The sequence below is a fragment of the Devosia sp. 1566 genome (assembly GCF_004005995.1).
Classification (GTDB): Bacteria; Pseudomonadota; Alphaproteobacteria; order Rhizobiales; family Devosiaceae; genus Devosia.
Map to the genome: position 1 here is coordinate 142,684 of NZ_CP034767.1, position 11,645 is coordinate 154,328.

Annotated in this window: 11 protein-coding genes and 1 pseudogene; 7 read left to right on the forward strand and 5 right to left on the reverse strand. The window is 62.0% G+C overall.

The window, feature by feature from the left end; genetic code table 11:
- Nucleotides 1–8 precede the first annotated feature (8 nt).
- The 7 genes from ELX51_RS00615 (at nt 9) to ELX51_RS00645 (ending at nt 8,048) form a co-directional block, all read left to right on the forward strand.
- Nucleotides 9–956, forward strand: coding sequence for an ABC transporter permease (locus ELX51_RS00615; RefSeq protein WP_127751692.1), 948 nt, complete (start codon nt 9–11; stop codon nt 954–956).
- A gap of 14 nt (nt 957–970) precedes the next feature.
- Nucleotides 971–1,858 (forward strand): ABC transporter permease, encoded by an 888-nt coding sequence (locus ELX51_RS00620; protein ID WP_127751693.1) that lies wholly within the window; start codon nt 971–973, stop codon nt 1,856–1,858.
- Between the two features lie 28 nt (nt 1,859–1,886).
- A complete protein-coding gene (locus ELX51_RS00625; protein ID WP_127751694.1) occupies nt 1,887–3,884 on the forward strand; it encodes an ABC transporter ATP-binding protein in 1,998 nt (665 codons plus the stop codon).
- Nucleotides 3,874–5,136: an MFS transporter gene (locus tag ELX51_RS00630; protein ID WP_127751695.1), complete on the forward strand. Its 1,263-nt coding sequence runs from the start codon at nt 3,874–3,876 to the stop codon at nt 5,134–5,136. Before ELX51_RS00625 ends, ELX51_RS00630 begins: the two co-directional genes overlap by 11 nt.
- Nucleotide 5,137: 1 nt before the next feature.
- Nucleotides 5,138–5,899, forward strand: coding sequence for an isochorismatase family protein (locus tag ELX51_RS00635; protein ID WP_127751696.1), 762 nt, complete (start codon nt 5,138–5,140; stop codon nt 5,897–5,899).
- A 102-nt stretch (nt 5,900–6,001) separates the two neighbouring features.
- Nucleotides 6,002–6,724, forward strand: coding sequence for an isochorismatase family protein (locus ELX51_RS00640; protein ID WP_164854687.1), 723 nt, complete (start codon nt 6,002–6,004; stop codon nt 6,722–6,724).
- A 61-nt stretch (nt 6,725–6,785) separates the two neighbouring features.
- On the forward strand, nt 6,786–8,048 hold the full coding sequence (locus ELX51_RS00645) for an MFS transporter (protein ID WP_164854688.1): 1,263 nt from the start codon (nt 6,786–6,788) through the stop codon (nt 8,046–8,048).
- Between the two features lie 497 nt (nt 8,049–8,545).
- Here ELX51_RS00645 and arsH read toward each other — a convergent pair whose 3' ends face one another.
- From arsH to ELX51_RS00670, 5 genes and pseudogenes are all read right to left on the reverse strand, one after another.
- Nucleotides 8,546–9,289 carry an arsenical resistance protein ArsH gene (gene arsH / locus ELX51_RS00650; protein ID WP_127751699.1) on the reverse strand — a complete coding sequence of 248 codons (744 nt, stop codon included), beginning with the start codon at nt 9,287–9,289 and terminating at the stop codon, nt 8,546–8,548.
- Nucleotides 9,246–9,668: an arsenate reductase (glutaredoxin) gene (gene arsC / locus ELX51_RS00655; RefSeq protein WP_127751700.1), complete on the reverse strand. Its 423-nt coding sequence runs from the start codon at nt 9,666–9,668 to the stop codon at nt 9,246–9,248. Before arsC ends, arsH begins: the two co-directional genes overlap by 44 nt.
- On the reverse strand, nt 9,665–10,726 hold the full coding sequence (gene arsB / locus ELX51_RS00660; RefSeq protein ID WP_127751701.1) for an ACR3 family arsenite efflux transporter: 1,062 nt from the start codon (nt 10,724–10,726) through the stop codon (nt 9,665–9,667). The genes arsC and arsB overlap by 4 nt, the downstream gene beginning before the upstream one ends.
- 4 nt (nt 10,727–10,730) lie before the next feature.
- Nucleotides 10,731–11,169: pseudogene (locus ELX51_RS00665) on the reverse strand (arsenate reductase ArsC).
- The gene (locus ELX51_RS00670) at nt 11,162–11,518 is read right to left on the reverse strand and encodes a metalloregulator ArsR/SmtB family transcription factor (RefSeq protein ID WP_127751702.1); all 357 of its coding nucleotides are present in this window, start codon (nt 11,516–11,518) and stop codon (nt 11,162–11,164) included. Before ELX51_RS00670 ends, ELX51_RS00665 begins: the two are co-directional and overlap by 8 nt.
- Nucleotides 11,519–11,645 lie beyond the last annotated feature (127 nt).

The following is an 11,645-nucleotide window of genomic DNA, read 5'->3' on the forward strand; positions in this document are numbered from 1 at the left end:
CGCCGGCCATGCTGACCTATAGCTTCAAGCGCCTTGCCCAGCTTCTCGTGACCGTTCTGGGCGTCGTCACCCTCGTCTTCTTCACTATTCGCATGATCCCGGGAGATCCGATTTCGGCCATGGCCGGCGATAATCTGTCGGGTGCTGCACTCGACCAGATGCGCAACCAGATGGGACTCAACGAGCCCCTCTGGCTGCAATACCTCAACTATCTCGGCAACCTGGCGGTGCTCGATTTCGGGAATACCGTCACCACCAAGCTGCCCATCGTGCAGTTAATCCTGAGTGCTCTGCCGGTGACCGTTGCCATCGCCTTAGGCACTATCCTCCTCACCATGCTGGTCGCCATCCCCCTCGGCACAGTGGCCGCCTACATGGCCCACAAAGGGCACAAGACGCTGGACAATGTCATCACCGGCTTCGCCATGGTGCTGGACCTCATGCCGTCCTTCTGGACCTCGCTGGTATGCCTGCTGATCTTCTCGCTGGTGCTGGGCTGGTTCCCAGCGAGCGGCACGATTTCGCTGGACGATCCGATGCAGTTGGCCAGGCGCATCGCCCTGCCGATCCTGGTGCTGTCCATGGCCCAGATCGCCACAATGGCCCGCATCACCCGCACCTCGGTGCTCGAAGTGCTCAGTGAAGACTATGTGCGCACGGCCCGCTCCATGGGGTGGTCGGAACTGCGCGTCCTGTTCCGCCATGCCCTTAAGAATGCGGCACTCCCCATCGTGACCGTGATCGGGCTGAGCTTCGGCAATCTGCTCAACGGCACTGTCATCGTCGAGTTCATTTTCACCCTGCCGGGCATCGGCAATCTGCTGGTGGGCGGCATCAACAGCCGCGACTACCAGATGGTCCAGACGCTGATCCTATTCTACGCGATGATTTTCGTCCTGATCAATTTCGCGACGGACCTCATCTATCGCGTCTTCGATCCCCGCGTGCAGTTCTGACCGGAGACCTTGCCATGAGCCATCAAGCCATCCCATTGCCGACCCGTCCCCTGCTCAATCTAGGCTGGCGGCCCAATCAGGGCCTGGTCCGGCTGCTCAGCAACCGCCTGGTGCAAGTGGCTCTGGCCATACTCTGCCCCATCATACTGCTGACCCTGTTTCGTCAGTTCCTGCCGCTGCCCGGTCCGCTCGAGACCAACCTGCGCGCTATGACGCAGCCTCCATCGCTGGACCATCTGTTCGGGACGGATCGAATGGGGCGCGATCTGCTGAGCCGCACCCTCGCCGGAGTGCAGATCTCCATGTTCGTCGGCTTCGCCGTCGCCGCCCTGGCACTGGTCATCGGCCTGGTCATGGGAACGCTGGCTGGCTTTTTCGGGGGGGTGATCGACCGGGTCATGATGTCCATTACCGACATCTTCTTGGCCTTTCCCTCGCTGCTGCTGGCTATCGGTCTGGTTTCGGTGATGGGCACCGGCATGGTGCCGGTCGTGCTCGCCATCTCGCTGTCCGACGTGCCGCGTTTCATCCGGCTGCAGCGCGCCATGGTCCTGGGCCTGCGCACCCGCGCCTATATCGACGCCGCCCGTACCGTGCGGGCGTCCCAGTTCTGGCTGATGTCGCGGCACATCATTCCCAACACCATCGCCCCGCTATTGGTAGCTGCTTCGATTGCCGCCGCAAATGCCATCCTGGTCGAAGCCGGTCTTAGCTTCCTTGGGCTGGGCATCATGCCGCCCGCGCCATCGCTGGGCAATCTAATTCGCGACGGCCAGTCCTATCTCGAGCAGGCGTGGTGGATATCGACCCTGCCTGGTGTGGTGATCCTGCTGATCGCCATCGGTCTGCACTTCCTTTCGGACGGCATCCGTCAGGTTCTCGACCCACGTTCCCGCAAATGATCGCTCATCACAATCCGGATCAGAAGCCATGAACTTTTCGCAAGCTATCCAGATCGAGAATGCTGCGGCGACCGACATTGGCGCGCTGCTCGACGTCCGCGACCTGCACACCCACTTCCTGACGGATTCGGGAACCGTCAAGGCGGTCAACGGCGTCTCCTTCCACATCGACCGCGGCGAGCGCATCGCCATTGTCGGCGAGTCGGGGTCGGGCAAAAGCGCCATGGCCATGTCGCTGCTCCGCCTGCTGGCCTATCCCGGCAAGATTGTCGGCGGCGAGATCATGCTGGCGCGGCGTGACCTCAACCGCATCAGCGAGCGCCAGCTCAACCATATTCGGGGTCGCGAAGTCGGCACCATCTTCCAGGACCCCATGTCATCGCTCGACCCGGTCATGAAGATCGCCAATCAAATGGTGCCGCCTATCATGCGCCACCTTGATTTGAGCCACGACAAGGCGCGCGCCGAAGCCATCGGCTGGCTCGATCGCGTCGGCATTCCCGATGCCGCTCGGCGCATCGATGGCTATCCATTCGAAATGTCGGGCGGTATGCGCCAGCGTGTCATGATCGCCATGGCGCTATCATGCCGCCCCAAGCTGGTGATCGCCGACGAGCCGACCACGGCGCTGGATGTCACCATCCAGGCGCAGATTGTCGAACTGCTCAAGGAACTGACCGCCGAGACCGGCGCGGCAATGGTCTTCATCACCCACGACCTGGGCCTTGTCGCCCGTTTCGCCCACAAGGTCGGCGTCATGTATGCCGGCAAGCTGGTCGAGTTCGGTCCGGTCAAGGACATCTTCGCCGATCCGCGCCATCCCTACACGCAGAACCTGCTCGATACGATCCCGCCGACGGATCAGCACGTGCGCCGCCGCCTGGCGCAGATCCCCGGCTTCCCGCCCGATATGAAGCTGCCGATCGTCGGCTGTTCCTTCAAGGACCGCTGCGCCGCGGCGCACCAGCACTGCTTCGAGGCCACGCCAGACCTGATGCCCCGCAACCCGGGGCACAGTGCGGCCTGCTGGCTGCCCGAAGGCTTGGGCGACAGGCGTCACCAGGATCTGGAGATCATCGCCCCCTCGCATGCCTCCACGGAAGACCATGTCGTGGTCGAGGTCTTCAACCTGCACAAGCACTTTGTTGGCCGCAGCATTGTGCCTTGGCGCGTGCCGGCCACTGTGCGGGCCGTCAATGGCATTTCCCTGAGCATCCGCAAGGGCGAGACGCTGGGGATTGTGGGTGAATCGGGTTGCGGCAAAAGCACGGTTGCCCGGCTGCTGCTGGGGCTAGACCCGGTCACCTCGGGCGACATCTACGTCGATGGCATGGCCCAGATGGTGTTCCAGGATCCATCGTCCTCATTCAATCCCAAGATGAAGCTGTCCGACATCATCCTCGAGCCTCTGGTGGTCACCGGCTGGGGCACGCGCGCCGAACGGGAGGACCGCCTGCTCGAGTTGCTCAACCAGGTCGGCATGGACGAAAGCTACATGCACCGCTATCCCAGCCAGCTATCGGGAGGCCAGCGCCAGCGTGTGGCCATTGCCCGCGCGCTGGCGCTCAAGCCGTCGGTCGTGGTGGCCGATGAGCCCACCTCGGCGCTTGATGTCTCGGTGCGGGCCCAGATCATCAACCTCATGGTCGACCTCAAGCGCGATCTCCGCGTGAGCTTTGTCTTCATCTCCCATGACCTGCTGACCGTCAGCTACATCTCCGACAAGATCGCCGTTATGTATCTGGGCGAGGTGGTGGAGTACGGCCCCGCCAACGAAATCTTCCGACAACCGGCTCATCCCTATACCCAAGCGCTGATCGCTGCCGTCCCCGTACCGGATCCCGTGGCCGAGGAAGCGCGGACCAAGCGGCCGCTTTCCGGTGAATTGCCCAGCCCGCTGAACCTGCCGGTCGGCTGTGCTTTCGCCTCGCGTTGCCCGCGGGCCACGGACTTCTGTCGCGTCGAAAAGCCGCTCCTGCACGCCTATTCCAAGACAAGAGAGACGGCCTGCCACTATGCCAATTAGTACATTTACACGGTTCGGCATTGCCGGCGGCGGTCTGTTCTTCGCCATCACCGGCATGGCCAACCCGTTCTTCACCCTCTATGCCGCCGAGATGGGTGCCTCGACGCTCGAGATCGGGCTGATCGTCACCCTCCGGGCACTGCTGCCCATCGTCATCGCCATGCCGACCGGTCAACTCATCGACAGTCTCGGCCCGATGAAAATGCTGCAATGGGGGTCGGTGCTGCTGCTGACTTCGCTCCTCAACACCGTCTTTGCCGTCGGCATCCCGGCGCTTGCCATTTCCCAGCTCTTCATGGGCGCCAGCATCATCATCATGGCATCGTCCCTGCAGGTGCTGGTTTCGACAGGCGACCGCACGGCCCGCAACAAGGCCATAACCACCTATTCCATGTGGATGTCGGGTGGCGGCATGATCGGTCCGCTGATCGGCGGCGTGATCGCCTCCCTGTTCGAGGTTCCTGCTGACGGATATCGCTTCACCTTTGTCGCGTCGGCCGTTGCCACGGGTGGCTTCATGCTGATCCTGGTCTGGTTCAGCCGCCGCTATCCCCATCCCGTCCCCCAAGTCGGGGAAATCCGTGCGATATTGTCGCTGAGCGGCTACACCGACAGCTATCGCCGCGGCATCGGCCTTACCGCCCATCGCCCGGTGCAGTTTGGCTTGGTGGGCACCTTCGTCATCATGTATATCCAGGCGCTATATATGGGCTTCCTGCCGCTCTACCTGGTTCAGTTCGACTATACCGCCTTCCAGATCGCCACGATCCTCTCCTGGCAGGGCCTGGCCGGCATGATGAGCAGGCTGATCGTCGACCGGCTGATGCGGCGGTTTTCTCTCGAACACATTCTGGCGGCCGCAGGCTTTATTGCCTCGTTCTGTGTCGTGCTGACGCCGGTCGTCGCCCCCAATATCGTGCTCACCTACATGCTCATCTTCGTGCTCGGCGCGGCCACCGGCATCAACCTGCCTGTGAGCATCATGATCATGGTGGACGCCGTCGGGGAGGATCAGCGCGGCAAGCTGATGGGCTTGCGCCTGCTGGTCAATCGCTTCTCCCAGACCGTGAGCCCGGCCATTTTCGGAATTCTGGGCAGTTTCATCGGGCTGACGTCGGCCTTTTTCGCCGGCGGCGCCGTGCTGGTCGCCACCATGTTTGGGTTCACCGCCTATGCCCGTCACATGGCGCGGCCGGTTCCCCTGAGCCCCACAGCTTCGCCTCCGCCACCCCCACCACCCCACGAGGAATGACATGACCGAACGCATCTGGGACAAGTTTCTGACCGAGCGCGACAAGACTGTGCTCACCGCAGCGGGCTTCGGCGTCCTGGCCGATTGGGGACAGCGCCCCGCGCTGGTCATCATCGACGTGAACTATGCCTTCTGCGACGAAGCGCCAACGCCGATCCTGGAAAGCATCAAGAAGTGGCGCACGTCCTGCGGCGAAGACGCGTGGGACGCCATGCCCGTGCTGCAGAAGCTCATCGGCCTCTGCCGCGACAAGGGGATTCCGGTGATCTACACCACCGCAACCCGCCGCGCCGATAACTGGGATGCCGGCTCGTGGCGCTGGAAATCCAAGCGTCGCGGCGAAACCCCGGTGCTCGATGCCGATGGTCGCGACGGCAATGCAATTGTCGACGCGATCGCGCCGGGGCCCCGTGACCTCGTCGTCCTCAAGCAGAAGCCGTCCGGTTTCGCCGGCACGCCGCTGCAATCCTACTTGCAGCTGCTGGGCTGCGACAGCCTGATCGTCACCGGAACCACGACCTCCGGCTGCGTGCGCGCCACCGTGCTCGACGCCTTTTCCCTGAACTTCCGCTGCACCGTCGTGGAGGACGGATGCTTTGACCGCACCCAGGCGAGCCACGCCATCAACCTGTTCGACATGCATGCCAAATACGCCAATGTCCGCCCCAGCGCGGAGGTGCTTGATTACCTCAACACCCTTCCGCAGTGCATGTTCGAGCTGCCATCGGGGCAGGGCATGAGCGCCCGCGCCGCCGCTGAATGAGACACCGGTCTCTCCCCCGGGGAGAGGCCCTTACGTTCCCCCGAGCACATGCGCGATGCCGCCAGCATCCGTCCCTCAGCCTCACCCAAAAAGGAGATCACCATGACCCCCGACCGCTTCGAAGACCACGCCTGGGCCGATATCGTGCCGGACGACCTGATCCAGATTTATTCCGCCTATGCACGCGAGACCTTTGTCGGTCACCGGCCGGCGCTGATCCTGATCGATCTGTACAACCTCGCCTATCGCGGTGGCGCAGTGCCACCATCAACGCTTCAGGATGAGTTTCCCAGCAGCTGCGGCATGTATGCGCACAACGCCATTGAGCCTACCAAGAAGCTGATCGCGGCGGCCCGCTCGGCCGGCATCCCAATTTTCTACTGCACCTCTGATCGGCGGCCGATGGCGGCACCTGCAGGCGTCGGCGCGACCAGGCGTCAGAAGCCCACACGCGCCAGGCACTTTCCCGACGATTTCGAAATCCTGGCCGATTTTGCGCCCCAGGAAGGCGATGTTGTCATTCGCAAGCAGCGTGCCAGCATCTTCCAAGGTACGCCCTTGATCTCGCATTTGAACTTGCTCGGTGTCCAAAGCCTGATCGTCTGTGGCGAGAGCACGAGTGGCTGCGTCCGCGCGAGCTGCGTTGACGGCTATTCCAATGGCCTGCATGTCAGCCTGGTCGAGGAATGCGCATTCGACCGGCACGAAATGGTCCACAAGATGAATCTGTTCGACCTGCATCACAAATATGCCGACGTGATGCATGTCGCGGAAGTCATTGCGCACCTGGACAATGCCGACGCGGCAAAAGAGGCGGCCGAATAGGTCGCCCCAACCCGGTTTATATCGGTGCGGACAGGGTTCCGCGCCACAACCCCATAGTCCCATGACCATCACCGCCGCCGACGAGCCAGAACAGGCCATTCAGACGCCAAAGCCCAGACCGGGGACGTTTGCCGCTCTTGGTTACCGCAATTACCGCCTGTTCTGGTACGGCAACACCATTTCCTTCGTTGGCGACTGGCTGGACCAGGTGGCCCTGAACTGGCTGGTAATCTCGACCACCAACGACCCGGTCATGCTGGGCCTCGTCAATCTGGGCCGTGGCCTGCCGATCATGCTTTTCGCCATGTTCGGCGGCGTGGTGGCCGACCGCTTCGACCGCCGCACCATGCTGCTATGCACGCAGTTCCTGGCGATGATCGTGGCGATTGGCCTGGCCTGTACGGTGGCCTTCTTCGACGCCTCTATCTGGTTGATCATGGTGCTGGCGACCTCTCGCGGGCTGATCGTCGCCTTCAATCTTCCGGCGCGGCACTCGCTGGTTTACCAACTGGTCCCACGTGAGGCGATGGCCAGCGCGGTGTCGCTCAATTCCATCACCCTCAACATGGCCAAGATCATCGGCCCGCTGTCGTCGGCGGCGATCATTGCCAGCTTTGGCATCACCGCCTGCTTCGTGGTCAATGCCCTCAGCTTCACCGTGGTTATGGTGATGTTGCTGATGCTCCACTTGCCAGAGCAGAAGGTGGAGCGCAAGGCCGAGTCATTCTTCGCCAGCCTGGTGGGCGGTTTCGTCTACATGAGAGAGGAACCGCTCTTGCTGATGCTGGTTGCCGTGGCGCTCGTGCCCACCTTCTTCTGCCAGCCCTATATTCAGTTCCTGGCTGTGTTTGCCGCGCAGGTTTTCGAAACCGGAGCCAGCGGGCTGGGGGCCATGACGGCGCTCGCGGCGCTGGGCTCGATCTTTGGCGGCCTGCTGGCCAGCCGCATGCAGCGCGATGTGCGGCGTGGCTCCACCATGCTGGTCTTTATGGCGTGTTTCGGGCTGTTTCTCATCCTGTTCGCAGCCGCCCCCAATAGTTATTGGGCGGTCCCGGCGCTGTTTGCAGCCGGTGCTATGCATATCGCCTACAATTCGTCCAACAACACCATCCTGCAGCTGACGGTGGACGATGCCTTTCGCGGCAGAGTCCTCTCGTCCCTGTTCATGACGCGCGGCCTCATGCCGATGGGCACGGCAACCATGGCGCTGCTCTCCGCCGAGGTCGGCCCCCGGGTGGCGATGGCGTCAATGGCCCTCGTGGTCGTGCTCTTCGCCGCTGTCTGCTGGATCTGGATGCCCAAGCTTCGCACCATGAAAGTGTAGTTGTTGAAATTAGTCTTCAGAGTCGAATTGGAAGTCGGTTCTCGATCTCCCGATCTGGACTGTCCGCTTGCTTCGCCATTGCCATCCATCTCATATCCACCGAAGTGCCGTTGCGACTTTGACGTGACATCGAACCTTTATCGGCGTGGCCGCCACCACGCCCCTCGCCGGGACGGGGAGCCAAACTATCTGCCCCGCGGCTACCGACCCCACCTCTTTTCTAGGTCCGCTAGGATTCAGAGAGCCCGGCCTTCAACCAGGTGCCTGCTTCTGGAGGATCGCCGCGCCGGTTCCAACGGCCGAAACGGACGCGCCGAGAGACAGGAGAGTGTCCGCTTTCAGGAATGAGGAACTGGACGCTATAAGACCGAAAAGGGGTCGGCTCCGGACCGGCACCTTTGGGGTGGGAAACAGTCCGTCCGGTTTGTGATCCGCAAGTTCAGATAGCGGCCATTCCTGATGCGGGCTCGTCGTTTGGATCACCGTGCCTTCGTAGTCTATAAAGACTTCGGGCCGACTCGCTCCTCGAGTTTGGCTGCCGCTTCCTTGCGCTCGCTGTAACGGGAGGTCAGGTAGCTGGAGACGCCGCGGTTGATCAACGTGAACTTCACCAGCTCTTCCATGACGTCCACCACCCTGTCGTAATAGGACGACGGTTTCATGCGGCCGGCTTCGTCAAACTCCTGGAAGGCCTTGGCGACCGAGGACTGGTTCGGGATGGTCACCATCCGCATCCAGCGGCCCAGGATACGCATCTGGTTCACGGCGTTGAATGACTGCGATCCGCCAGAGACCTGCATAACGGCTAGGGTACGACCCTGAGTCGGGCGGATGGCGCCGCCCGGCAGGGGTATCCAGTCGATCTGGGACTTCATTACCGCAGACATGGCTCCGTGCCGTTCCGGCGAAGTCCAAACCTGGCCTTCGGACCACAGCATGGCGTCGCGGAGTTCCTGCACCTTCGGGTGGTTTTCGGGCGCATCGTTGGGCAACGGCAGGCCGTTGGCATGAAAGATGCGGACCTCGGCGCCGAGGGCTTCAAGAAGACGCTGCGCCTCGAAGGTCAGAAGCCTGCTGTAAGACCGCTCCCGCAGTGAGCCATAGAGCATCAGGATGCGCGGCTTGTGGTCCATAACCGGGGCAGTGAGCTTGGAGAATTCCGGCACCTCGAAGGCGCCGCTGGTGATATTTGGCCGATCAGACAAGCCGTTTCCCTTCGGCGTCGATGATGACTTCGCCATCTTCCTTCGTGAACGGGCCGATGTCGGGGTTCTCCAAGATGTCGAGCACGACCTCTGATGGGCGGCAGAGGCGCGTGCCGATCGGCGTCTCCACGAAGGGGCGGTTTAGCAGGATCGGGTTTGCCCCGATGGCATCCAGAAGCTCGTCATCCGTCTTGGCGGGATCGGCCATCCCAAGCTCCTCAAAGGGCGTATCCTTCTTGCGCAAGGCATCTCGCAGCGAGAGACCTGCGGCGGAAACCAGCTCCACGATACGGTCGCGGCTCGGCGGCGTCTTGACGTACTCGACGACAATTGGCTCGACGCCGGACTGGCGGATCATCGCCAGTGTGTTGCGGGACGTTCCGCAATCAGGATTATGATAGATGGTGACGCTCATCCGGTGACCCTCGTTTCGGTGTTGTGACGTACGGCGGGGCCGCGTTCGTACCAGCCTTTGGAGCGGTTCACGATCCAGACGACAGACAGCATGACGGGCACCTCGACCAGGACGCCGACGACCGTCGCCAGGGCTGCACCGGAGTTGAATCCGAACAGGGCAATGGCCGCGGCCACGGCCAGTTCGAAGAAGTTCGATGCACCGATCAGCGCGGAGGGGCCAGCGACGCAGTGCTGTTCTCCGGAGACCCGGTTCAGGTAATAGGCCAGGCCGGAGTTGAAGTAGACCTGGATCAGAATTGGCACCGCCAGCAGCAGGATGACGGTCGGCTGTGCGATGATCTGCTCGCCCTGGAAGCCAAAGAGCATGACCAGGGTCAGCAGCAAGGAGGTGATCGATATAGGCTGCAGGACGGACAGCACCCGGTTCATGGCGTCGATGCCCCCATTGGCCAGCAGCCAGCGTCGATAAAGCTGCGCGGCGATAACCGGCACGACGATGTAGAGTCCGACCGAGAGCAACAAAGTGTCCCATGGCACGGTGATTGCCGACAGTCCCAACAGCAGGCCGACGATGGGAGCAAAGGCGACGACCATGATGGCATCGTTCAGCGCAACCTGAGACAAGGTGAAATGCGGCTCTCCCCGCACCAGGTTCGACCACACGAACACCATGGCTGTGCATGGGGCTGCCGCCAGGATGATCAGACCGGCGATATAGCTATCGATCTGCACCTCAGGCAGCATCGGCCGGAACAGCCAGCCGATGAAGAGCCAGCCGAGCAGAGCCATGGAGAACGGCTTGATGGCCCAGTTGATGAAAACAGTGACGCCCATGCCACGCCAATAAGAGCCGACCTGGCGCAGGCTCATGAAGTCGATGCGGACCAGCATGGGGATGACCATGAGCCAGATCAGCACCGCCATGGGGAGGTTGACCTGGGCGTACTCGAACGAGCCCAGCCCCTGGAACACGGCAGGGAAAAAGTGGCCAGCGGCGATGCCCACAACGATGCAGGTTGCGACCCAAAGCGTGAGGTAGCGTTCGAAGATGGACATGGTTCTACGCGGCCTTCGACGACTTGGTGGTGGTGCCGTCCATTGCTCCGATGCCTTCAAGCCTCGAGTTCAATGCCATGCGATCGATGCTGGCGATCGGCAGGTTGATGAAGGCGCCGATGCGGTTGCAAAGGTACCGCAGGGCATCCCCAAACGCGGCCCGCTGCTTGAACTCGGGGCCGTCAACCGCTGCGGGATCTTCGATGCCCCAGTGGGCGGTCATCGGCTGGCCGGGCCAGATCGGACAGGTCTCGCCGGCGGCGTTGTCGCAAACTGTGAAGATAAAATCCATCTTGGGCGCGCCCGGCACCCTTCGGCGTCGAACCGGCGGAGTATGCCTGGAAGCGGCCGCTGCCTACATGGTTGAGGATAGCCTCGCCCAGGATGGAGCGGGCCGAATTGCCAGTGCAGAGGAATAGGACGTTGTAGACGCGGTCAGACATGGCTCGTCTCCATGGGAGAGCAGCACGGGGTGAATTCGGCGACTAGGGGTTCGCACAGTTCCGGGCGACCCCCGCAACAGTCCTGCACCAGAAAGCTCGCGATCTCGCGCACGCGTTCCACTACGGCGCGGTAGACGATCGAGCGACTATGCCGTTCCGACTCAACAAGCCCAGCTCGCGCCAGAACCGCTAGATGCGACGACATCGTGTTCTGCGGAACTCCCAGGCGCCGCGCGATCTCCCCTGCCGGAAGACCATCCGGCTCGTACTCCATCAAAAGACGGAACGTTTCGAGGCGTGTTGCCTGCGATAAGGCAGAGAAGACGTCGATGGCTGCACGTTGTTCCATATATCTAGCATTATGGATTAACTGGTTCTCCGTCAAGTATACTTACGCCGCGACCCTGGTGCGGAAACATTTGGACTGATGTGTTGGCTATCTCGTCGCGGCCTTGACCGTGCTGGTGCATGGGCTC